Source organism: Bradyrhizobium rifense (assembly GCF_008123425.1).
In the GTDB taxonomy this organism is placed as follows: Bacteria; Pseudomonadota; Alphaproteobacteria; order Rhizobiales; family Xanthobacteraceae; genus Bradyrhizobium; species Bradyrhizobium rifense.
On the sequence record NZ_VSSS01000013.1, the window covers coordinates 200,393 to 223,573 of the forward strand.

General features: G+C 63.3%; 18 protein-coding genes and 1 tRNA gene. 12 read left to right on the plus strand and 7 right to left on the minus strand.

Going from position 1 to position 23,181, the window contains the following annotated elements; genetic code table 11:
* The first annotated feature begins 3 nt into the window (after nucleotides 1–3).
* Nucleotides 4–1,134 (plus strand): iron-containing alcohol dehydrogenase, encoded by a 1,131-nt coding sequence (locus tag FXB40_RS06855; protein ID WP_246207424.1) that lies wholly within the window; start codon nucleotides 4–6, stop codon nucleotides 1,132–1,134.
* A gap of 62 nt (nucleotides 1,135–1,196) precedes the next feature.
* Nucleotides 1,197–2,168 (plus strand): Bug family tripartite tricarboxylate transporter substrate binding protein, encoded by a 972-nt coding sequence (locus tag FXB40_RS06860; protein ID WP_148771439.1) that lies wholly within the window; start codon nucleotides 1,197–1,199, stop codon nucleotides 2,166–2,168.
* A 64-nt stretch (nucleotides 2,169–2,232) separates the two neighbouring features.
* Here FXB40_RS06860 and FXB40_RS06865 read toward each other — a convergent pair whose 3' ends face one another.
* Genes FXB40_RS06865 through FXB40_RS06875 form a run of 3 tightly spaced genes read right to left on the minus strand, consistent with a single transcriptional unit; the run spans nucleotide 2,233 to nucleotide 6,609 of the window.
* A complete protein-coding gene (locus FXB40_RS06865) occupies nucleotides 2,233–3,213 on the minus strand; it encodes a G1 family glutamic endopeptidase (protein ID WP_148771440.1) in 981 nt (326 codons plus the stop codon).
* Nucleotides 3,200–4,141 carry a phosphatase PAP2 family protein gene (locus tag FXB40_RS47725; protein WP_187436703.1) on the minus strand — a complete coding sequence of 314 codons (942 nt, stop codon included), beginning with the start codon at nucleotides 4,139–4,141 and terminating at the stop codon, nucleotides 3,200–3,202. The genes FXB40_RS06865 and FXB40_RS47725 overlap by 14 nt, the downstream gene beginning before the upstream one ends.
* Before the next feature lie 14 nt (nucleotides 4,142–4,155).
* Nucleotides 4,156–6,609, minus strand: coding sequence for a BTAD domain-containing putative transcriptional regulator (locus tag FXB40_RS06875; protein ID WP_148771441.1), 2,454 nt, complete (start codon nucleotides 6,607–6,609; stop codon nucleotides 4,156–4,158).
* A 185-nt stretch (nucleotides 6,610–6,794) separates the two neighbouring features.
* Here FXB40_RS06875 and FXB40_RS06880 point away from each other — a divergent pair, with 185 nt between their 5' ends.
* Both FXB40_RS06880 and FXB40_RS06885 read left to right on the plus strand, forming a co-directional pair.
* Complete coding sequence (locus FXB40_RS06880; RefSeq protein ID WP_148771442.1) at nucleotides 6,795–7,115, plus strand: hypothetical protein; 321 nt, start codon at nucleotides 6,795–6,797, stop codon at nucleotides 7,113–7,115.
* A gap of 256 nt (nucleotides 7,116–7,371) precedes the next feature.
* On the plus strand, nucleotides 7,372–8,970 hold the full coding sequence (locus FXB40_RS06885) for a S53 family peptidase (protein WP_148771443.1): 1,599 nt from the start codon (nucleotides 7,372–7,374) through the stop codon (nucleotides 8,968–8,970).
* 142 nt (nucleotides 8,971–9,112) lie between these two features.
* Here the strand turns inward: FXB40_RS06885 and FXB40_RS06890 are convergent.
* Nucleotides 9,113–9,186 (minus strand) — tRNA-Gln (locus tag FXB40_RS06890).
* A gap of 302 nt (nucleotides 9,187–9,488) precedes the next feature.
* On the opposite strand from FXB40_RS06890, the gene FXB40_RS06895 reads away from it, so the two are divergent.
* The 6 genes from FXB40_RS06895 (at nucleotide 9,489) to FXB40_RS06920 (ending at nucleotide 14,713) form a co-directional block, all read left to right on the plus strand.
* Nucleotides 9,489–9,848, plus strand: coding sequence for a DUF1428 domain-containing protein (locus FXB40_RS06895; RefSeq protein ID WP_187436704.1), 360 nt, complete (start codon nucleotides 9,489–9,491; stop codon nucleotides 9,846–9,848).
* A gap of 236 nt (nucleotides 9,849–10,084) precedes the next feature.
* The gene (locus FXB40_RS06900) at nucleotides 10,085–11,338 is read left to right on the plus strand and encodes an ABC transporter substrate-binding protein (protein WP_148771444.1); all 1,254 of its coding nucleotides are present in this window, start codon (nucleotides 10,085–10,087) and stop codon (nucleotides 11,336–11,338) included.
* Between the two features lie 67 nt (nucleotides 11,339–11,405).
* A complete protein-coding gene (locus tag FXB40_RS06905) occupies nucleotides 11,406–12,269 on the plus strand; it encodes a branched-chain amino acid ABC transporter permease (RefSeq protein WP_148771445.1) in 864 nt (287 codons plus the stop codon).
* A complete protein-coding gene (locus FXB40_RS06910) occupies nucleotides 12,269–13,240 on the plus strand; it encodes a branched-chain amino acid ABC transporter permease (RefSeq protein ID WP_148771446.1) in 972 nt (323 codons plus the stop codon). Before FXB40_RS06905 ends, FXB40_RS06910 begins: the two co-directional genes overlap by 1 nt.
* Nucleotides 13,230–13,997: an ABC transporter ATP-binding protein gene (locus FXB40_RS06915; RefSeq protein WP_148771447.1), complete on the plus strand. Its 768-nt coding sequence runs from the start codon at nucleotides 13,230–13,232 to the stop codon at nucleotides 13,995–13,997. Before FXB40_RS06910 ends, FXB40_RS06915 begins: the two co-directional genes overlap by 11 nt.
* Nucleotides 13,994–14,713, plus strand: coding sequence for an ABC transporter ATP-binding protein (locus FXB40_RS06920; protein ID WP_148771448.1), 720 nt, complete (start codon nucleotides 13,994–13,996; stop codon nucleotides 14,711–14,713). Before FXB40_RS06915 ends, FXB40_RS06920 begins: the two co-directional genes overlap by 4 nt.
* A 30-nt stretch (nucleotides 14,714–14,743) precedes the next feature.
* Here the strand turns inward: FXB40_RS06920 and FXB40_RS06925 are convergent, their stop codons facing one another.
* The 3 genes from FXB40_RS06925 to FXB40_RS06935 form a co-directional block, all read right to left on the minus strand.
* Entirely contained in the window at nucleotides 14,744–15,322 is a 579-nt protein-coding gene (locus FXB40_RS06925; RefSeq protein ID WP_187436705.1) for an invasion associated locus B family protein, read from the minus strand.
* Between the two features lie 64 nt (nucleotides 15,323–15,386).
* Nucleotides 15,387–18,524: an efflux RND transporter permease subunit gene (locus tag FXB40_RS06930; protein WP_148771450.1), complete on the minus strand. Its 3,138-nt coding sequence runs from the start codon at nucleotides 18,522–18,524 to the stop codon at nucleotides 15,387–15,389.
* Nucleotides 18,521–19,696, minus strand: a complete 1,176-nt coding sequence (locus tag FXB40_RS06935) for an efflux RND transporter periplasmic adaptor subunit (protein WP_148771451.1) — start codon at nucleotides 19,694–19,696, stop codon at nucleotides 18,521–18,523. The genes FXB40_RS06930 and FXB40_RS06935 overlap by 4 nt, the downstream gene beginning before the upstream one ends.
* A 401-nt stretch (nucleotides 19,697–20,097) precedes the next feature.
* Here FXB40_RS06935 and FXB40_RS06940 point away from each other — a divergent pair, with 401 nt between their 5' ends.
* Both FXB40_RS06940 and FXB40_RS06945 read left to right on the plus strand, forming a co-directional pair.
* Nucleotides 20,098–20,337, plus strand: coding sequence for a hypothetical protein (locus FXB40_RS06940; RefSeq protein ID WP_148771452.1), 240 nt, complete (start codon nucleotides 20,098–20,100; stop codon nucleotides 20,335–20,337).
* 233 nt (nucleotides 20,338–20,570) lie between these two features.
* Nucleotides 20,571–22,979: a TonB-dependent receptor gene (locus tag FXB40_RS06945; RefSeq protein WP_148771453.1), complete on the plus strand. Its 2,409-nt coding sequence runs from the start codon at nucleotides 20,571–20,573 to the stop codon at nucleotides 22,977–22,979.
* The last annotated feature ends 202 nt before the right edge of the window (nucleotides 22,980–23,181 follow it).

Here is a 23,181-nt window from a genome sequence, read left to right on the forward strand (position 1 = left end):
ACGATGACCAACGCCTTCACGCCCATCGAAATCCTCCGCCCCACTATCCTGGAGTTTGGCAACGGCACCATCACCGCGGCAGCGCGCTTCGCCGAGCGGATCGGTGCCAAGCGGCCGCTGGTGATCTCCGATTCCTTCAATGCGCGCCGCGTCGATGCGCTGGCGCTGCCGGGCGCAGTGAAGGTGTTCGGTGAGGTGAAGCCCGAGCCGGATCTGCCCAATCTCGAGAAGGCGGTCGCGGTGGCGAAAGACGCCAAGCCCGATCTCGTAGTCGGCTTCGGCGGCGGCAGCGCGATGGATCTCGCCAAACTGGTCGCAGTGATGTGCACCAGCGACGTCGCCTTTGCCGACATCGTCGGGCCGGAGAAGGTCGCCGGCCGCAGCGTTGCGCTGATGCAGATCCCGACCACCTCGGGCACCGGCAGCGAGGCCGGCACCCGCGCGCTGGTCACCGATCCCGTCAGCCAGAACAAGCAGGCGGTGCAGAGCCGCTTCATGCTGGCCGATATTGCCATCGTCGACCCTGATCTGACGATGACCGTGCCGAAGGAGATCACAGCAGCCACCGGCGTCGATGCGCTGGCGCATTGCGTCGAGGCTTACACCAGCCGCAAGGCGCACCCGACGATCGACCTCTACGCGCTCGAGGGCGCGCGACTGGTCGGGCGTTATCTCAAGCGCGCGGTGGCCGATGGCGGCGATCGCGAGGCGCGCGCCGGCCTGTCGCTGGCCTCGCTGTATGGCGGCTATTGCCTGGGGCCGGTGAACACCACCGCCGGACACGCCGTGGCCTATCCACTCGGCACGCGCCATCATATTGCCCACGGTCTCGCTTGCGCGGTGATCTTCCCGCACACGCTGGCGTTCAACATGCCCGCGGTCGAGGCGAAGACGGTCGCGGTGCTCGGAGCGCTTGAGCTACCGGAGCGGAGCGATCCGAAGCTTGCATTCGATGCGACCTACGCCTTCTGCAAAAACCTCGGCGTCGAGATGCGGCTGTCGGCGCTCGGCGTGCCCAAGAATGATCTCAATGTGATGGCCGACGAGGCGCATGCCATTCGCCGCCTGCTCGACAACAATCCGCGCGATTTGAGCCGGGATGCGATCCTGGAGATGTACGAGGTCGCGTTCTAGCCATCTCCGCCGCGCGCTCGCGGCAACTCAACAACAACGCAGTCAAAGTAGAGGAAGCTTCGATGAGATCGATGTGGCTTGGCCTTGCCTCGGCAATTTTGCTGGCGATGTCGCCGGCGAGTGCGCAGGATGGTTATCCGTCCAAGCAGGTGACGGTGATCGTGCCCTTTGCCGCCGGCGGCACCGCGGACATCTTTGCGCGCATGGTGTCGAACCATCTGCAGATGAAGCTCGGCAAGCCGTTCGTGGTCGAGAATGTCGGCGGCGCCGGTTCGATCCTCGGTGTGACGCGGCTGGCAAAGTCGGCGCCTGACGGCATCACGCTCGGTCTTGCCAGCACGTCGGCGCTCGCGATCAATCCGTCGCTGTACGGGCCGAAGCTCAGTTATCAGCCGGACAGGGACCTGGCGCCGGTCGCCCAGATCAGCGTCGTGCCCAACGTGCTCGTCGTCAATCCCGACAAGATCAAGGCGCGCACCGTGCCGGAGCTGATCGCCTATCTGAAGGCGAACCCGGACAAGGTCTCGTTCGGCTCGGCCGGCGTCGGCACCTCGCAGCATCTCGCCGGCGAGCTGTTTCAGCAGATGACCGGCACCAAGATGGTGCACGTGCCCTACAAGGGCTCGAGCCAGATGCTGACGGATCTGTTGAGCGGCCACATCGATCTGGCCTTCGACAACGTGCCGCTGCTGCTGCCGCAGGTGAAGACCGGCCAGCTCGCGATGCTTGCCACCGCGACGCCGAAGCGCGCCGCCTTCGATCCGGAAGTACCGGCCGTTGCCGAATTCCTCCCCGGTTTCGAGGCGGTCGCCTGGCACGGCTTCTTCGTTCCCGCCAGCACGCCGAAGCCGATCATCGAAAAGCTCTCCGCCGAGATCCGCGCCTACATGCAGGAGCCCGAGACGGTGCAGAAGATGGCCGAGCTCGGCGCCACCGCGATCGCCGTCGATTCCGAGCCGTTCGCCGCCTACATCGCCTCCGAGACGGAGCGGTGGAAGAAGGTGATCGAGGCCGCGAATATCAAGATGGAGTAGGGGGAGGGTGTCACGAGTCTTGCAGCATTCGAGACGGCGACGGGCCTGGATGTTGGGCTGATCGCTATATTGGATTCCGGAAACTACAGGTGACGCCAATCGAGCCGTCCTTGTCCTGCCGTAGCTCCGGAATTGAGACAGAGACGGTACGATAGGGATCTGCAAAAGCCTCGCGCATGTGAATCATGAGCGCGCTGTCATCCAGCATCATCAGGCGACTCGGTGCGAGCGGCCCGTCGGCTACCGCTCGCGCCATGCAATATTTGAAATCCACGGAGCCATAGTCGGGAAGCGGGAATAATTTGCGGCTGGGCGGATCTGTCGGCCGCTCCACGACCCATTCCACCGACGATCCGAGCGGCTGGATCACACCGGGCGGCCGGGCAAGAAACGAACGAAACTCGCCGGTGGTCTGGTTCTTGATGAAGAAGAGCACGTCGCCACTGACCTGAACCGCGAGACCGGCGAGGACCTCGTCGCCAGCATTGATGGGGAGGTTGCCGATCATCAAGAGCTCTTGTTGCTCAGTGGACGCCTCATTCGGCGCAGGGTTGCGCCACCATTCCCACCACGCAAAGTGCTGGGGCGTGTGATTGGGCCAGTGGCCGGTACCGATTTGAGGGAGAGAGATGTTCGGCAGCATGCCGTTGTGGCCGTCGAGGCCCACCCATAGCAACGATCTTGGGTCGTTCAACGGCGTAAAGAGTGCCGGTGTGGACGGCAGGCTTACGCTCGGCGCGGTCCATCCCGCCGCGGCGAAAACAATTCGTTCCGGCCGGGGCGATGAGATGAGCGCGCCCGACCAGTTCAACAGCGATTGGAGCGGACCTCCCTGCGAGGGAGGATCGATTTTGCGGAAAGTTGGGCGCCTTGCCGTGAATGGCGGCGAAACGAGCGTTTTCCAGAACTCGAACAGGCGTGGCTCGGTAACGGCATTCGGCTTCTGCGGTATGCCGTAGAGATCGAACTTGTCCGACGTTGCGTCGAGCAGATCGAATCCGTCAGGCACGACGTCGTAGAAGCCGTAGCTGTCATTCTCCGACATCTTTTCCCCCCGTGAACACGCCGGTGTCCTTCCACTCCTGCCTGGCGTTGTCGACAAGCTCGGTGAATTTCCGCAGGTAGCCGCGATTCAGCAGAATGTTGGCGGTAATCGCTCCCGCAAGTGTCACTCCGGCCGTGGTATCCGAGGGATAGTGCAGACCGGCGATCTCGCGATTTCGCGAGATTCTTTTGGCCAGGACGTCAAGCGCCTTTTTGATCTTGGTTTTGTCGGGATCCGCCGGCGTGGGCTCCCCGAGCGACTTCGGCATCACCTCCGCGAGGAGCGCCGCAAAAACGTGAGATTGGGTGGCGTGGCCGCTGGGGAATGACGCGTGCCCGCCATGCTGGATCGGCGACATCAATCCGGGAGCCACCTGCGTTGGGCGCGGACGGTTGAAATGCGCTTTGTAGTGCATCGTGATCAGCGCTGTGAGAGCATCGGCGACGATGAGCATGCGCGATGTCGCCGGATGTGTCGTCGCCGTCGCGGACACGAGGTGCAGGAACTTACTGATGAACTCGTCGGCCTCGGTTACGATTTCGTCGATCGCGTCGGTGCGATCGGACATTGGCGCATCGGTCATCGCTCTCAGCTGGGCAAGGTCGGCTTCAAGACCGTTTGCCCATGGGGTTGGTCCGGTCCCGAGCAGTTCGAACCCGCCGAGGCGGTCGAGCCATTCGTCCTTGCGGGCAAGATCGGACATCACGACCCACGCGTACCACCGGGTCGACCAGAGCCTTGTGCCAAAGCCGGTGGCATTGAACTCGACTTCTTTGATTTCGGGATTGCCCGCGAACGGGAGATTGTCGCGATCGGCGAACATGACGCCGCCGGCCCCCCCGGCACCGCCATATCCTCCATATCCGCCATAGCCACCATATCCCCCGTAGCCGCCATAACCGCCGTAACCGCCATATCCGCCTGCCATAGGTGCCTCCTCCGTTAAGATTTGTCTGTGTCCCCCGAGGGGGGGCCGTTCCGAAGCGTCGACGCCAGCCGCGAGAGCGCCGCTGCGATGCGCACCAGGGACGGCTTCGGCCATGGCGACGTCGCGATCCACGTCAGGTCGATCTCGCCGGCTATCATGATCGGTCGCGCAAATATCTGCGCATCGTCGAGACGCCCGCTCTCGATGAGAGCCGCGATGAGAACACGCAGGTTTGCCTGATTGCTGGGCAGCAGCCTCGCGACCCCTGTCGCGTGTTCGATGGCTGAATTCAGATCATTCATGGCAAAATGGGCTTGAGCCGAGATCATCTCCGCGAACCACGCGTGCCTGTCGCGCGGTGAGAGACGTAGATTGATCGCCACATCGATGAGTGCGTCCTCATACCGTTCGCAGCGAACCTGCACGGCGGCACGATATGCGAATGCGAGCGCCAGGTTCGGGGTGAGCTCGATCGCACGATCGAGCTGTTTGAGGGCCCCGACATGATCGTGCTTGCATTGCGACAGGGTGTAGCCCCCGACGGCGTTGGCGAGCGGATCGGAGGAGTTGCGCTCCAGCGCTCGTTCCGCGAGCGCCCGCGCGGTATCAAGCTCGACCGGCGGGTTCGACGACAATCCGCGCGACACGCGCTGCATGTGCCAGATGGCGCTGTAGGATAGTGGCGGGGCCCAATTGGGGCTGAGGACATGCGCCCGCTCGAAATTGGTTCGCGCTGTCACGAATGTCGTGTAGTCGGGGCTGAACATCTGGTCATAACCAACCAGTGCCAACTGATAGGCATCGAGATCGTCTGGCCGCTTTTGCATCGCGCGATGAAGCTCCCGGTCGCGAACTTGTGGCGCCAGCGAGCGTATGACCTCGACAGCGATGCGATCCTGCAAATCGAAGACGTCGGCTGCAGTTCCATTCAGGCGATCGACGCGGACGACCTCGACCGTCTCGGCGGCAACGAGCTCGGTCGAAATCCGGATCTGATCGCCGGCGCGCTGAATGCTGCCATGAAGTAGATATTGCGCGTTGAGATCTCGGCCAACGGCGCGCAGATCCAAGGTTTGGGGAGCCGGGATCATCGTCGACCCGCGTGAAATGACGAGCAGTTCCTTCAAGCTCGACAGGGCTTGGACGACGCTGTCGACGATACCGATCGTGAACTGAGGCTCCAGGTTTGGCGATAGCGCGCGAAAAGGGAGTACCGCGACCGACGGTCGGCTGGTGGCAAGTCCGATCGTGCGGACTCCGGGGGAAGCGACGCTGGGTGACACGGTGGGTGTCACCGCCTCGGGCTGGTGCTGTCGCAGGTCGGCAATCAGGTCCTGCGTGAGCCTATGCGGCTCGATGTCGTAGGTATCCTCGAGCTGGCGCCAGAGCCGCGCATAAACCGCGAGCGCAGCACCGATGCTCCCGGCGGCCACGTGGCTCTTGATAAGAACTCGGACGGCCCGCTCGTTCTCGGGATCCAGGCGGTGGATGGCCCTCGCGGCAGTTTCCGCATTGGTCGGAATAATTGTTTGAGCCTCGTCCGGCAGCAATTTCGCCAAGGCGTCGATCAGGCGTTCGTGGATCAGCGGTCGCGTCTCGGCAAGCCATTCCGAAAAGGCCGGATCGATGCCTTCCAGATCGTCGAGAATGTCGTCGGTCAGGCGTTCGCGCGCGAGCAGGAGCGGATGAACAATGCCACGTTCGACATCCGAGACGATCTCCGTCAGGTCGCACGCGACCTGTTCGATCTCGAGCGCAACGTGCATTTGGTCTGCGTGAAAATGCGTACAGCCCAGCGCCTTTAGTTCGCGCTGGATCTGACTTAGCGACTGGCGCAGCGAACCCTTTGCGAGCAGCTCTTCCTTCTCGCTCCAGAGCAGTCCAACCAATCTGGTCCTGGGTAATTGTCGCGCGGAGGAGAGCATCATATAGGCGAGGAGCGCCTGCGCTTTTCGGCCGAGGCCGAGTTCGCGTCCGTCCACGCTAGCTGCAAACGTTCCTATGATTTTCAGCCGCAGGCGGCCCGGCTTGTCTTTGTCGACCGCTTCGTCTCCGCCGACTCCCGACATGTTCTGCCATCCTTCGTCGACATCATCGACGACAGTGTAGGAGTGCAGGTTCCGGGAGGCTAGACTTGGCCGAACGCAGGGTATCGGCTCGTGCGGTGCGCCAAGCCAAAAGCAAGCAGTCTCGCGAATGCGAGCTGCCGGATCGGGTATAGGCGAGAAATGGTACATCTCAGGTTGTGCGATGGTCAAGTGTGGCTGCGTGATCAAAAATGGTGGCTTGGCGAGCAGGCCGAAGGCACTCCACTTCCAGCCGACGAGCGTGAAATGATCGTGAATGGTATTCCGCGGTTCTCCTGCTTGCACGGGTCGGGCTTGATCCCGCGAAGCCCGATGCCGCCCCCGAGGCGTTGAACCTGAAGCCGTCAGCCCAGGCGAGCTGGCCGAGGGCTCGACCCACACACTGCTGCTTGCTGGGCAGACAGGGGCAGCTTCGCTGTCGGGTGTCTCGCGTGAGGCTCAGGGCCGGTCGTCGTCGGGCCGCTTGAACTGGAGCCGAATTCACGCGCCGTTCACGAGCGGCTTCGTTCGCGGATCTATGCTTCGCCCGTTACGAGGAGATCGCGTAGCGGACCAAGAGACGTGCCATGACCGTCCTGTTGAGAAACACATTCAAGGCCTGGATCGATCGCGTGCCGGGGGCGCCGCCCAGGCTGATCATGATTGGCGACGTACGGGTGCCAACCAACGGTTGGCACGCCCGGCTGACCAGACGCTCTCCGCAAGGCATCAATCCGAAGATCCTGATACTCGACGTGAGCGCTCAGGAATCTGGCGGCGAGGCGCGAGAACAGATCACCACGATCCCGCTTCGTTATGAGGAGAGCCCGCCGCTGGACGAGTATGGTCAGGTGATGATCGCGAATGGCAAGGGCGAAATCGTCGTCCGCATCTGCGGCTCGCACTGAGTGCAGCGCTACCGATGTTCGCCTGACATCCTGCTGATCGCCGACCTGTCAGTCGTAGAGTGACAAATCGTTCGGCGGTCGATCGCGTCAGCGAGGATGACCTTTGTCGCCGTGGAGGCCGTCGTTAAGGAAAGCCGTGCGCGATGTCGTAAGCTGCCTGGATGAAGCGTTGACGGTCAATTCACGCTCAACTCACACGTCCATGGACATTTGCCGGCATTGTCCGCTCTGAGGAGCATTTCAAAGGGAGGCTTCAATGCCGAACGAATACATGGAAATTCCTGGAAGTTATCGCGAACCTCCGGCAGGTCCGGCGCCGATTGCGGCGGTGCGTGCGGTCAATCCGGCGGAGCAGATCGAGGTCAGCGTCTACGTCAAGGACCGCGATGAAGATCCCTTGCTGGCGCAGGGGCCGATCGCTGCGGGCCAGGCGGCGTCGGCGCCGAGCGTGAGGCAAGCTAGTCAGGTGGACTACTCTGCCGATTTTGCCAGGATCACCAAGTTCGCGAGCGAGAATGGATTGTCGGTCGTCAAGCAGGATCCGTCGCGGCGCCTGGTCAAGCTCGCGGGGCCGGCCGACAAGCTCGAGGCTGCATTCCGCACCAAGCTGCACTACTACAATGACGGCGCGGCCGCCTTCAGGGCGCGCACGGGTGCGTTGTCCGCGCCGGCAGACGTGGTCGGCAGCATCGAGGCGGTGCTCGGCCTCGATACCAGGCCGATCGCAAAGCCGAAGCTGAAGCGGCATATCGATCCGCACGCGATCAACGGGCATCTCCCGACCGAAATCGCGAAGCTGTACGGATTTCCGACCGGCACGGGCGCCGGTCAATGCATCGCGATCATCGAGCTCGGCGGCGGCTTCCGCGATGCGGACAACCAAATGGCCTTCGCGTCCATGGGGCTGCAGACACCCGTCGTCACCGCGATTTCCGTGTCGGGTGGCAGCAACCGGCCGGGCATCGACCTCAACGCCGACGGCGAGGTCGCGCTCGATATCCAGGTTGCTGGCGCTGTCGCGTCGGGTGCTTCAATCGCGGTCTATTTCGCTCCGAACACCACGCAAGGATTTGTCGACGCCATCACTCGCGCGGTGAACGATCAACAGAGCCGGCCATCGGTGATCTCGATCAGCTGGGGCTCCTCGGAGTCGAACTGGACCGCGCAGGGCCTCGCAGCCATGAACTCGGCACTGAAGGACGCAGCGCAACGAGGCGTCACGGTGCTGGCTGCCGCGGGTGACAATCTGGCGACCGATGGTGTTGGGGATGGCCGCGCCCACGTCGATTTCCCGGCCTCGAACCCTTACGTCCTCGGCTGCGGCGGCACACTCATTGATGTCCAGGGCGGCACGATCGCGAAGGAGAGCGTCTGGAATCACGGCGGGCAGGGCACGGGTGGCGGCATTAGCGACAAATATCCCGTGCCCGGCTATCAATCGGAGGCGAACATTCCGCGCTCGGTGAACAGCGATCATCGGGTCGGACGCGGCGTTCCGGATATGGCGGCGGACGCCGACCCGCGAAGCGGATACCGCGTCGTCGTCGGTGGGAGCGGGACCACCATCGGTGGGACCAGCGCCGTCGCGCCCTTGTTTGCGGGTCTGATTGCGCTGGTCAATGAAAGCGCCGGTCGATCCGTGGGATTCATTCATCCCAACATTTACGGCGCTCCGCAGGCTTTCCGGCAGACCAAGACCGGGAACAACAAGGACGGCGGCGTCGGCTATGCGACGATGGGCGCCGCGTGGAATGCTTGCACCGGGCTTGGCGCTCCCGACGGTGCTGCCTTCGTGAACCTGTTCAAGCCGGCAACCGCGGTTGCCGCAGCGCCGCCGCGCGCTAAGGTGGGCTGAGGGTCGACGCGTCTCGCTGACGGGGCTGTGCCGTCAGCGCAAGCGGCGACGAAAGTGCGATATGGCTCCGCCCCGGCGGAGCCATATCCGTCTCGTCCGCGGCTTGCACGGCGGTCATTGGACTGTAGGGGGCGGAATTTCGTGGCTGGGGAACCTGGATTCGAACCAAGACAAACAGAGTCAGAGTCTGTTGTGCTACCGTTACACCATTCCCCAACGGAATAGTCGAACAAATTCAATATCTTACTGATTTGTCCAACTGCGGCCGGCAGCGCTTTGTCGCGCAAATCACGGCTCAGGCGTGGAGGGTTTCTACCCGCTCGGCTGTGGGCTGGCAAGCGCTGCGGTGCACCGGCGTTTTGCGGTCCACATGGGATGTGCCGGCCGCGGGACCGCTGGTTCCGACGGCCCGCCGCGCCCCGGCTCGCGACGGTTTGCCTCATCCCGATATTGCCATCGCCGGTCGGATCGGCGCGCGTCCGATCGTCCTCGGGACACACAACCCAAGGAGATCCCTGATGCCCTATGTCGATGGTTTCGTGCTGGCCGTGGCGAAGGACAAGATCGAGGCCTACAAGGCGCTGGCCCGAACGGCTTGCGCGGTGTGGATGGAGCACGGCGCGCTCGACTACGTCGAATGCATCGGCGATGACGTGCCCTATGGCGAGCTCACATCGTTTCCGCGCGCGGTGATGGCAACGGAGGATGAAGTCGTGGTGTTCTCGTGGATCATCTATCGCGATCGAGCGAGCCGCGATGCCGTCAACGCCAAGGTGATGGCCGATCCGCGGCTGAAGGGCTCCGACATGCCGTTCGACGGCAAGCGCATGATCTATGGCGGCTTCACCACGCTGCTGCAGGCGAGCGACACGCACTGACGGCGCGCCGCAGCGGTTGTCTGGTGTGCAACAAACGACGCCAGATTGAGCGCGGGCCGCAGCGTGCGCAATCGCTGCTTCCTTGTGCAGCATCGTCGCAATCCGTTTCACCTTGCCGGTGTCCCGCTGGCATGCCATCTTCTCGTCGCCAGGCATAAATCAAACGGAAGCGGGCGTTTCGCCCAAGCTTTCCAAAAAATCTTGGTTTGGGGAAACCCTTTGGGAGGTCTGATTTCATGACATTGAAGCACGTCACGGGGCTGCTTTGCGCGGCCGCGATGTCCCTTGTGCTCGCGGCCGGCGCGCGCGCCGAGGACAAGGTGGTCAAGATTGGCGTCATCCTGCCAATGTCCGGCGGCACTGCCTCGATCGGCGCGCATGCCAAGGCGGCGCTCGAAGTCGCGATGGACATCATCAACAATGCGCATCCCGAGCTCGGCAATCTGCCGCTGGCCAAGAACGCAGGCCTTGCCGGCCTTGGCGGCGCCAAGATCGAAGCGGTCTTCGCCGACAACCAGGGCAATCCGGCGACTGGGCAGAACCAGGCGCTGCGCCTGATCACGGAAGACAAGGTCGCGGCCGTGTTCGGCTCGTATCAATCCGGCGTGACGCTGACATCGAGTGCGATCGCCGAGAAATACGGCATTCCCTTCCTGAATTCGGAATCGGTTGCCGCCAATCTCACCGAGCGCGGCTTCAAATGGTTCTTCCGCACCACGCCGATCGCGACGGATTTCGCCAAGATCTACGTTGATTTCCTCGCCGACATGAAGGCGACCGGCGCCAAGACCGACGCCATCGCGCTGGTCCATGACAACACCGAATACGGCACCTCGGTCGCCAACACGATCAGCACCGCCTTCAAGGAGAAGGGGCAGCCGGTCGCGCTCGACGTCGCCTATGCCGTCAACGCCACCGACGTGCAGGGCCAGGTGCTCCAGCTCAAGGACAGGAAGCCCGACGTGATCATCATGATCAGCTACACGTCGGACGCGATCCTGTTCGCCAAGACCATGCAGTCGCTCGACTACAAGCCGGCGATCCTGCTTGCCGACGATGCCGGCTATTCCGACCCGTCCTTCATCAAGGCGGTCGGCAAGATATCGCAGGGCGTCTTCAACCGGTCGTCCTGGGTCGTCGGACCGCCGGGCTCGGCGTCGGCCGTCATCGCCGACATGTACAAGAAGAAGAGCGGCGAGGAGATGGACGACACGGTCGCCCGCCAGATGCAGGGCTTCTTCGTGCTGGCCGACGCCATCGACCGCGCCGGCGCGACCGATCCGGCAAAGGTCCAGGCCGCGCTGAAGGCGACGGAGCTGAAGGCCGACCAGCTCATGATCGGCTACAGGGGCGTGAAGTTCGACGACAAGGGCCAGAACATCCTTGCGTCCGGCGCCATCATCCAGCTTCAGGACGGCGAGAACTACGTCTCGGTGTGGCCGAAGGCGAATGCCGAAAAGCCGCCGGTGCTGCCTTACAAAGGCTGGTGAGATGTTTTGAAGGCGGGGCCGCGCGCTCCGCCTTTCCCAAGATGATTTGATCAGAGCAACGCGGCTCATGTCCTTTGTCCTCGTGCAGGTGATTGTCGGCGGGCTTCTGCTTGGCGCCGTCTACGCCCTGTTTTCCTCGGGCCTCACGCTGGTGTGGGGCATGATGAACATCGTCAATTTCGCGCATGGCGATTTCGTCATGCTCGGCATGTATGTCGCTTATGTCGTCTACACCCTGATGGGAGGCGGGCCGATCCTGGGTGCGCCGCTCGCAACCCTGGTGCTCGCAACCGTCGGCGTCGTCGTCTACTTCGCCCTGATCCGCGACATCATGAAGGGGCCGATGCTGGCGCAGATCCTCGGCACCTTCGGGCTCGCGCTCTTGCTGCGCTATTCCGTGTTCTGGTGGTTCGGCGCCAATTTCCTGTCGATGCCGCAAAACATCGTCGGCGGCACCTATGCGTTTGCGGGCCTGCGAATCGAGGCCTCGCGACTTCTGGCCGGCGTGGTCGCGCTGCTGGTGACGCTCGGCCTGCATCTGTTGCTGACGCGCACCTCGCTCGGCTCGAAAATGCTGGCGGTGGCGGAGGACCAGACCGCGGCGCAGCTGATGGGGATCCGGCCCGACACCATGCAGGCGATCGCCTGGGCGATCGCAGCCGGCGCCACCGGGCTCGCCGGCGCGCTGATCGCGAACTTCTTCTACATCGTTCCGACAGTCGGCGAGACGCTCGGCATCGTCGCCTTCGTCACAGTCTCGCTCGGCGGCTTTGGCAGCGTGCCGGGCGCGCTCGTCGCAGGGCTTCTGATCGGCGTGATCGAGTCGCTCTCCGGCTATCTGATCGGCGCGATCTACAAGGATATCGTCGTCTATGTCCTCTTCCTGCTCTTCCTCTGGTTCCGGCCACAGGGCCTGATGGGGAAGATGTGATGCGGCGCTGGATCTGGCTTTCGGTCGTCGTGGCCATTGCGATCGCCTATCCGTTGCTGTTGTCCTCGCCCTTCCAGCAGCGTCTTGGCGCGCTGGTGCTGCTCTATGCGATTGCGGCGTCGGCCTGGAACATCGTCGGCGGCTATGCCGGCCAGGTCTCGGTCGGCCATGTCGTGTTCTTCGGCTGCGGTGCCTATGCAGCGATGGGGTCCTACGCCAAGTTCGGCCTGTCGCCGTTGTTCGGCATCCCCGGCGGCATCGTGATTGCGGTGGGCTTAGCCGCAATCATCGGCGTGCCGACGCTGCGGCTGTCGGGCCACTATTTCAGCATGGCGACGATCGCCGTCGCCGAGACGATGCGGCTGATCGTCACCAACACCGACTGGCTGGGCGCGGCGGTCGGCCTCTCGGGCCCGACCGTGCCACGCAACATCTTCGACCTCTCGTTCCTGTCGTCGCTGCCGTATTACTATCTGTTCCTTGTCATCCTCGCGATCACGCTGTTCGTCACCTGGTGGATGACCAACAGCCGGATGGGATTTTACCTGCGCGCGATCAAGGATTCCGAGCGCGCCGCGCGCTCGCTCGGCGCACCCGCGAGCCGCACCAAGCTTTACGCCTACATGCTGAGCGCAGCATTCACCAGCGTCGCGGGCGCGCTCTATGCGATGATGTTCGGCTTCGTCGATCCCGAGTCAGGCCTCGGCATCCTGATCTCGGTGAAAATCCTGATCATGGCAGCGCTCGGCGGGGCAGGGCTGCTGTTCGGGCCATTGGTGGGCGCGGCGATCCTCGTGCCATTGGAAGAGATCTCCAACAGCTGGCTCGGCGGCAAGGGCGCAGGCCTCACCTTCGTGCTCTATGGCGCGATCATCGTGTTGATCGCACGCTTCCAGCCCGGCGGCCTGCTCAGCCTGTTCACGCGACGCAGGAAGCCAAGTGCAGATCCGGGAGCAAGCCATGCTCCTTGAGGCGCGCGGGATTACCAAGGCGTTCGGCAGCTTCAAGGCGGTGGACGATGCCTCCGTGACGCTGGAGCATAGCGATATTCTCGGCCTGATCGGCCCGAACGGCGCGGGCAAGTCGACCTTCTTCAATTGCCTGACCGGCGATCTCAAGACCACCTCCGGCCGCGTCCTGTTCGAAGGACGCGACATCACCGATTTCGCGCCGGAGCTGCGCGCCGGGCTTGGGCTTGCCCGCACCTTCCAGGTGCCGCAGACGTTCGAGGGCATGACGGTGCTCGAGAACGTCATGATCGGTGCGTTCCTGCGCACCGCGCATCGCAAGGAAGCCGAAACCAAGGCGCGCGCCGTGCTGGAGCGCGTGGGCATGAGCCGGCTTGCGGATGCACCGGCGCGCTCGCTCGGTACCCCCGGCCGCAAGCGGCTGGAGATCGCTCGCGCGCTCGCGACCGAGCCAAAAGTGCTGCTGCTCGATGAGGCCATGGCTGGGCTCAACGCGCATGAGGTGAAGCTTGCGATCGATCTCGTCCGCGACATCCATCGTTCCGGCATCACGCTCGTCATCGTCGAGCACATCATGGAAGTGATCATGTCGCTGGCAAGCCGGGTGATGGTGTTTCACCAGGGCAAGGAGATCGCCCGCGGCTCACCGCGCGAGGTCACGTCCAACCCGGCCGTGATCGAAGCCTATCTCGGCAAACGTGCCGCGAAGGCGGCCGCCGGCCATACGCCGGTCGAGCTCATGGGCGGGCCGGACCTATGAGCGGGGCGCTTCTCAGGATCGAGCACCTTGAGGTGCGCTATGGTGACCTCATCGGCGTCTCCGATGTCTCGCTGGAAGTGCCCGAGGGCAGCGTCGTCGCGCTGCTCGGCTCCAACGGCGGCGGCAAGACCACGACGCTGAATGCGATCGCCGGCCTCATCCCGGTGCACTCAGGAACGATCAGCTTTCGCGGCGAGGACATCGCCGGCCAAAAGGCCTTTGCGATCGTGCGCAAGGGGCTGGCGCTCTCGCCGGAGGGCTGGCGGCTGTTCGTGCAGCAGAGCGTCGAGAACAACCTCATGCTCGGTGCGACGCCGCTGCACGACAAATCGCGCCAGGCCGCGCTGCTCGAGCGCGTCTACGAGATTTTTCCGCGGCTGAAGGAACGCCGCAACCAGCGCGCCGGCACAATGTCCGGCGGCGAGCGGCAGATGCTCGCGGTCGGTCGCGCGCTGATGAGCGACCCGAAACTCCTGATGCTGGACGAGCCATCGCTCGGCCTCGCGCCGGCGGTGGTCGAATCCATGTACGAAACGTTTGGTCGGCTGCATCGCGAAGGCCTGACCATCTTGCTCGCCGAGCAATCGATCGAGCTGGCACTGGAAGTCTCGGACTTCGCCACCGTGCTCCAGGTCGGCAAGAGCGTGCTGTCCGGCACCGCGGCGGCATTGGCCGAGGATCCGCAGGTGCAGAAGGCTTATTTGGGCGCGGGGTGATCGAGCGCGACAGTGGAGGGCAGGCGTCCCTTACTTGATCTTGTCGTAGGCCGCCGCAAAATCGCTGAGCGGCATCGGGATCGCGATGGTTTCCTTCGCCATGTTCTGGAACGAGACCTTCAACTGCTTGCCCGACTTCAGGCTCGCAAGCAGGTCCGGCGCGATCGGCGTCGAGGCGTAGCAGCCGCGGTTCTCGCAGGTCTGGATCTGGAGATCGACCGTCTTGCCCTCGTCGACCTGGAGTTTCGCGCCGACCGGGAGGTTGAGGCCGAGCGGAAGCTGGAGCAGGGCGACCGGCGTGCGGGTGTCGGGGGCAATGCGGATGTTGATCAGCACGATGGTCTGGCCGGTCTTGGTCAGCACCGCGTTCTGCTCGATCGCGCATTCGAGCGGCGCGTCGCGGCTCGCGCTGGTGCAGCGTGCGATCCAGCCGGGCTGCGCCGGAGCGCCCTCGGCCTGCGGCTGGGTTGGTGCGGGCGTGGGCTGTGCCGCCGGGGCAGGGGCCGGGGGAGCTGCGTTCTTCTTGGCGCCCTGCTGGGCATACGCGGCGCCCGTGGACAACAGGGCAGCGGCGGCGGCGAGAGCGACAAGTCTGGATTGCATGGGCATGGCGAGACCGCGTTGGCGTGAACCGAGGGCCTCGCTGTAGCGTCGCGGAAGCCGCGGCGCAAGACTACTCGGCGGCTTCCTTGACGGTGCCGTGCTCTGACGTCTCGTGCCCTTCGTCCTCGGCCGAATGGCTCTTGAACAGGTTCGAGAACTTGTCGAGATAGAGATAGACGACCGGCGTGGTGAAGAGCGTCAGCGCCTGGCTGACGATCAGGCCGCCGACCATGGCGTAGCCGAGCGGCTGGCGGATCTCGGCGCCGGTGCCGTGGCCGAGCATCAGCGGCACGCCGCCGAGAAGTGCTGCCATCGTTGTCATCATGATCGGGCGGAAGCGGAGCAGCGCGGCCTGGCGGATCGATTCCTCCGGCGTCTTGCCGTGGCGTTCGGCGGCGATGGCGAAGTCGACCATCATGATGCCGTTCTTCTTCACGATGCCGATCAGCAGGATGACGCCGATCAACGCGATCAAGCTGAACTCGAAGCCGGCCGCCATCAGGATCGCAAGCGCGCCGACGCCGGCCGAGGGCAGGGTCGACAGAATCGTGATGGGGTGGATGTAGCTCTCGTAGAGAATGCCGAGGATCAGATAGACCACGACCAGCGCCGCGAGGATCAGGAGCGGCACGGTGCCCAACGACTGCTGGAACGCTTGCGCGGTGCCTTGGAAGCTCGAATTGAGCGTCGGCGGCGCGCCGAGTTCGGTCATCGCCTTCTGCACGGACTCCGTGGCCTGGCCGAGCGCAACGCCCTGCGCGAGGTTGAAGCTGATCGTGATCGCCGGGAACTGGCCCTGATGGCTGATCGAGAGCGACCGGACCGGATCGGTGGACCAGGTCGCAAAGGTCGACAGCGGCACCTGATCGCCGGTCAGCGGCGATTTCAGATAGAGCTTGTTCAGTGAATCCAGGTTGCCCTGCATCTCCGGCAGGATTTCCAGGATCACGTGATAGCTGTTGAGCTGCGTGAAGTACTGCGCGACCTGGCGCTGCCCGAAGGCGTCGTAGAGCGTGTCGTCGATCAGCTGCGGCTGGATACCGTAGCGCGAGGCGGTGTCGCGGTTGATGTTGAGCTGGACCGTGGTGCCCTGCGTCTGCTGGTCGGTCGCGACGTCGCGCAGCTCTGGCAGCGTCTGCATCTTGGCGAGAATCTTCGGCGCCCACGAATTGAGCTCGCCGAGATCGGCATCCTGCAAGGTGAACTCGAACTGCGTGCGGGTCGGACGGCCACCGAGACGGACGTCCTGGGCCGCCTGCATGTAAAGGCGGGCGCCGGCGACCTTCTCGAGCTTGGGACGCAGCCGCGCGATGATCTGCTGCGCGGACGCCTCACGCTCGTTGCGTGGCTTCAGGGTGATGAACATGTTGCCGTTATTGCCGGCGCGGCCGCTGCCGCCGATGTTCATCGCCGACGAGGCGACGTCGGGATCTTCCAGCACGATCTTGCCGAGCTCGACCTGCCGGCGCTGCATTTCGGCGAACGAGATGTCCTGGGAGGCTTCCGAGGTCGCGGTGATCAGGCCGACGTCCTGCTGCGGGAAGAAGCCCTTCGGGATCAGGATGAACAGATAGACCGACAGGGCGAGGGTCGCGAAGAAGATCGTGAGTGTGGTTCGGCGCCAGGCCATGGCGTGGTCGAGCACATATTCGTAGCCACGCAGCATCGCGTCGAAAGCGCTCTCGCTCCACTGGTAGAACTTGCCGTGGGTCACCTCGCCATGGGCGCGCAGGAAGCGCGAGGCCATCATCGGCGTCAGGGTCAGCGACACGAACATCGAGACGAAGATGGTCATCGCCAGCACGACCGCGAACTCGCGGAACAGGCGCCCGATGATGCCGCCCATCAGCAGCAGCGGGATCAGCACCGCGACCAGCGAGACAGAGATCGAGACGATGGTGAAGCCGATTTCCTTGGAACCCCTGAAGGCGGCGGCGAGTGGCTTCTCGCCTTCCTCGATGTAGCGCGTGATGTTCTCGAGCATCACGATGGCGTCGTCGACGACGAATCCGACCGCGATGGTGAGGGCCATCAGCGACAGATTGTCGAGCGAATAGCCGAAAACCCACATCAGCGCACAGGCGCCCAATAGCGCCAGCGGAACCGTGATGGTGGGAATCACCGTCGCCCAGAAGCTGCGCAGGAAGACGAAGATGACCATGACCACCAGTGCAATGGTCAGGAGCAGCGTGAACTGCACGTCCTCGACCGCGGCGCGGATGGTGGTGGTGCGGTCGCTGATGACCTCGATCTTGACCGCGGGCGGGATCGCCGCGACGAGGCGGGGCAGGGTCGCCTTGATCCGGTCGACGGTCTCGATGACGTTGGCGCCCGGCTGCTTGAACACGACGAGGAACACGCCGCGCTTGCCATTGGCCCAGGCCGCCTGCTTGGCGTCCTCGGGACCGGTGACGGCCTGGCCGATGTCCTTGATCCGCAAGGGGCCGCCATTGCGGTAGGCGATAATGACGTCGTTCCAGTCTTTGGACTGCAACAATTGGTCGTTGGCGTAGATCGTGTAGGCGCGCTTGTCGCCGTCGATATTGCCCTTGGGGCTGTCGACGGTGGTGATCCCGATCGCGGTGCGCACGTCCTCCAGCGACAGGCCCTTGGCTACGAGTTTCGCCGGATCGATCTGGACGCGGACCGAGGGTTTTTGCTGGCCGCCGATGAACACCTGCGCGACGCCGGAGATCTGGCTGATCTGCTGGGCGAGCTGGGCGTCAATCGAATCGCTGACAGTGGTCAGCGGCAGCGTGTCAGACGTTGCCGACAGCAGCAGGATCGGCGAGTCCGCCGGGTTCACCTTGCGGTAGGTCGGCGGCGAGGGCAGGTTCTTCGGCAGCTGGCCGCTGGCGGCGTTGATCGCGCCCTGCACGTCGTTGGCGGCGCCGTCAATGCTGCGGTTGAGGTCGAACTGGATGGTGATCGAGGCAGTGCCCAGATAGCTCGTCGAGGTCATCTGCGCGATGCCGGGAATCTGGGCGAACTGGCGCTCCAGCGGCTGCGCGACCGACGAGGCCATCGTCTCCGGGCTGCCGCCCGGCAAATTGGCCGTGATCTGGATGGTCGGGAAGTCCACCTGCGGCAGCGGTGCGACCGGCAGCAGGGGATAGGCGACGAGACCGACAAAAAGAATGCCGGCCATCAGCAACGATGTGCCGATGGGATAACGGATGAAAGGTGCCGAAATCCCGCCTTCGGTCATTCCTGCTGAACCTTGCTTTTCTGAACCGGATCCGAACTCGCCACGGCCGTCGAAACGAGACTGCCGGGCTGCACCTTATATTGACCGCCGGTGATGACTTGCTGACCGGGGCTCAACCCTTCATCGACAACCGAACGTCCGTCGATGGAGTAGTTGACCTTGATCTTGCGAACCTCGGCCTTGTTGTCCTGGTTGACGGTATAAGCGTAGAGGCCGTTGGTCGAATGCAGCACGGCGTCATCGGGGACGATGGTCGCATCCTTCAGGGTCCGCACCAGCAGGCGTGTCGACACCGATTGTCCCGGCCACAGCGTGTGTTCCTTGTTGGCAAACACCGCCTTGAGCCGAATAGTCCCGCTGGTCGTATCAACCTGGTTGTTGATGACGGCGAGCTTGCCCTCGGCCAGCGTCTTCTTGCCGTCGGTGGTGAACGCGATCACCTTGAGCTCGCCGGACTTCTGACCCTCGCTGATATAAGGCAGCTGGTCTTCCGGCGCGGTGAAGATCACCGTGATCGGCTCGACCTGGGCGATGGTGACGACGCCGGTCTGGGTCGAGGCGTTGACGATGTTGCCGATGTCGACCTGGCGCAGGCCGGCGAGGCCGGTGATCGGCGACTTGACCTGGGTGTAGTCGAGCTGGGTCTGGGCGTTGGCGATCGCGGCTTCGTCGGCGGCGATCTGGGCGGTGAGCTGGGCAACGGTGGAGCGCTGCGTGTCGGTCTGCTGCCGCGTCGCGAATTCACCGAGCTTGGTGTAGCGCTGCAGATCGAGATTGGCGTTGGCGAGATTGGCCTCGTCCTGCGCCTTCTTGGCCTTGGCCTGATCGAGGGCGGCCTGGAACGGGCGCGGATCGATCTCGACCAGGAGATCGCCTTGGTTGACCATTTGGCCTTCGGTGAACGCGACCTTGTCGATCTGGCCGTCCACCCGGGTCCGGACTTGTACGGTGTTGAAGCCCTGCACCGTGCCGAGACCGGTCAGGTAGACCGGGAAGTCGGCCTTCTGGACCGGCGCAACGCTGACGGGCACGGCGGGGGCCCGCGGCGGACCCTTCTGCGCGGTCTGGGCTTTTCCGGCCTCAGACGCCGAGAACCGCTGCCGGCCGTAATAGCCGCCTCCGGCCACAGCTGCGATGATGACAATCCACAGGATCGGCCGTGACTTTTTCATATCTATTCGTATCGGCTTGTATGCCCAAAGGAACGAAATGTGGTGCCGGCAAACAGGTTCCCGGCACTGTTGTATAATACACGCCAAGTTCCAGTGTAAACAGCACTATCGGCTGAGAATCCTAAACAATTGGAAAGCTTTGCACCCCGTAGGCAAACGGGTGATGCAGCGGTGTGCAGTGCTGCATTTTCCCGATGCGAACCGACAAAGTGCAAAAGCTGGGCAGTGCTCGCGGACCGCGTGAGCGGTCAACCGTGCGCGTGGCGTTTGCACGCGGCTGGACGCATCTTCGATGTCTCGTCGTGATCGCGGTTAGGACGGTTCTAAACCGGCCGCGTGCCGTTTCGGTTGTCAGGAAAATCAGCGTCGTTCATATCGGCCGGCCACAACGGGAGCACATGATGGACGAGCTGAACGGCAAGCTGATCGCGTGTCAGATTCTGATCACCGGGTTGATCGCGCGTGTCGCCAACGAGCAGCGCGATCCCTTGCGCTTCCTCACCGACTTCCGCGACGAGATCAAAGCCGTCGTCAACGGCGTCAACATCGCCGGCATGGACAATTCCGATCGCGTGCGCGCGACAGCGCAGCGCACCGTCGACGAATTGTTCTCGCTGATGAAGCCGCCGAGCAGCGACTGACGGCTGCGCAAGATGATGCACGAAGACAAGCGCTGCTGTGTCTGATTGCTTCAATATGTCGCGCGACATTTCATCATTTCAGATTCGAAATTTTAGAATCGATTTGAACTAGAGCAATTCAAGTGGTCGCGCGCGCCTCCTCGCATTGACCAGATTTTTCGTGATCGATAGCACCGCCTCATCGTTCGTCGCGCATGTTGCAGATCGACGAATTTGAATTGGGGTGCGTTGAAATGGGGCTGGCGGTGGCTCCGCGATCGCTGCGTGCGATCGCGGCAAGAAATTCATTCGAACTCGATGGCAATTCCGGCAAGGCGGTGTCGGCCGTTGCCGGCCTGATTGCGGTGGCGTCGGTGTCGAGCGGTGCGCAGGCGCAGCAGTCGAGCCTGCCGCCGGTGAATGTCGATGCGCCGGTCGAGCGTTCGCGTCCGGCAGCCTCGAAGCCGACGCCGGAACAGGTCCGTGCGCGCAACGCGCTTCGTCGCGCCGCGCAACGCCAGCAGGCGCAGCAGCAGGCTGCCGCCGCCGCACCGGCGCCAGCCGGCGCCGTCGATCGCAATCCCTATGCCGATCCGGCTGCGCCATACAAAGTTGACCACGTCCAGGCCTCCGGCAAGTTTCCCGAGCCGATGCTGAACACGCCGAAGACGATCACGGTGCTCAGCAAGGAAGTGCTCGAGGACAAGAACGCGACGACGCTGAAGGAAATCGGACGCTCCACCGCCGGCGTGACGCTGGGGTCGGGCGAGGGCGGCAACGCCTTCGGCGACCGCTTCTTCATCCGCGGCTTCGATGCGCGCAACGACGTCTTCATCGACGGCATCCGCGATCCCGCCGTGTCGATCCGCGAGAACTTCTTCACCGAGCAGATCGAGATTTTGCGCGGACCGGCATCGTCCTATGCCGGCCGCGGCACCGCCGGCGGCGCCATCAATATCGTCACCAAGCAGGCCGGCGACGTCAACTTCAAGCGGATGGATACCGAGTTCGGTACCGACCGGACCAAGCGCGTCACGCTTGATGTCAACCAGGTCGTCGATCCCTCGTTCTCGGTGCGCACCGGCGGCCTGTTCCAGGACGCCAATGTCGCCGGCCGCAACTACGTGACCGACGATCGCTGGGGCACGTTCCTGTCGACCAAGTACACTCCGACCAACGATATCAAGATCACGACGAACTACGTCCACACCGATCTCAGCGGTCTGCCCGATTTCGGCGTGCCCTATTACAAGCAGGGCAACGTGCCGGTGACGTCCGCCGGCATTCCGCGCGGGACCTGGTACGGCTTCCTCAATCGCGACTTCCAGACCGCGCGGCAGGATTTCGGCACCGCGACCGCAGAGTACAAGGTCAACGAGGCCATCACGCTCAGCAGCAAAGTGCGCGGCGAGCACTCGCTGCTCAACTATATCGGCACGCTGCCACAGAACCCGGTGACGACCAGTCCGAATCCGCTGCTCTGGACCACGACGGCGAGTGCGCAGAGCCGCTACCAGACCGTGGACGTGTGGGCAAACCAGAACGAGGCCACGTTCAAGCTCGACACCGGCGGGGTCAAGCACACCGCGGTGTTCGGCGTCGAATACACCAACGAGAACATCTCGATCGACCGTTACTCGGGTCTTGCATCGGAGCTGGCCGGCTCCGGCTTCACGAGCAACGGCGCTCTCTCGGGGATCAATCTCTACTCCCCTCAGTCCACTTATGTCGGTGGCTTCGGCACGCCGACGCTGACGGGCAATCCGACACGCTATGGCGTCAACACCAGCAGCGTCTACGTGATGGACACTGCAAACTGGCAGGACACCATCATCGTGAACGGCGGTATCCGCTACGACGGATACAACATGAGCTCGTCGACCAACACGGCCTATCTGAAAATGAACTCCGATCTGGTCAATTACAACGTCGGCCTGGTCTACAAGCCGACGTCGATCGGCAGCATCTATGCGGCATATGCGACCTCGGCCAATCCGTTCGGCTCGGAGCTTGACGCAACCGGCACCGATTACGGCGGCGTCCCCGCCAACACGACCGTTCTGCTTGGGCCCGAGCGCAACAAGGCGGCTGAAGTCGGCACCAAGTGGGAGCTCGCCGATCGTCATCTGCTGGTCAGCGCGGCGCTGTTCCAGACCACGAAGGACAACGCGCGCGAGACCAACGCTGCGGGCATCCTCACCTCGGGCGCGGCCTACAAGATCCAGGGCATCGACATCGAGGCCGAGGGCAAGATCACCGATCGCTGGAGCATCTTCGGCGGCCTGGTGCTGATGCAGTCCAAGGTCACGCAGAGCAACATCGCCTCCAATCTCGGCCTGCAGCTCGCCAACGTCGCGCATCAGTCGTTCAGCATGCTGACCAAGTACAAGTTCGACGGCGATTGGGAAGTCGGCGGGCAGGCGGTGTATCGCTCCAAGGTCTATGGCGGCACGTTCGCGGCCAACACCGGCAACGAGCTGCCGAGCTACTGGCGCTTCGATGCGTTCGTCGAGAAGAAGATCGACAAGAACTGGACCATGAAGTTCTACGCGCAGAACCTCACCAACAAACTCTACTACGACACGCTCTATCGCAGCGCCGTTCCGTTCGTCGCAGTCGCGCCGGGGCGGGCGTTCTATCTGATCACGACGGCCAAGTTCTGATGAAGCTCTGCGCCGATCCAAACCAGGGATGCCTGCCACGGCAGGCATCCCTGCGCTTCTGCAATCGACCGCGATGCGTGCCATCCGCATCTTGGTGCCAGTTTAGAACGCTTACAAACTTCAGTTTAGAACAGTTTAAAACTGGAATGCGCAAGCAAGTTTAGAATCGCTATGAAGTTGATGGTTTGTTTCGCAGTGTTGC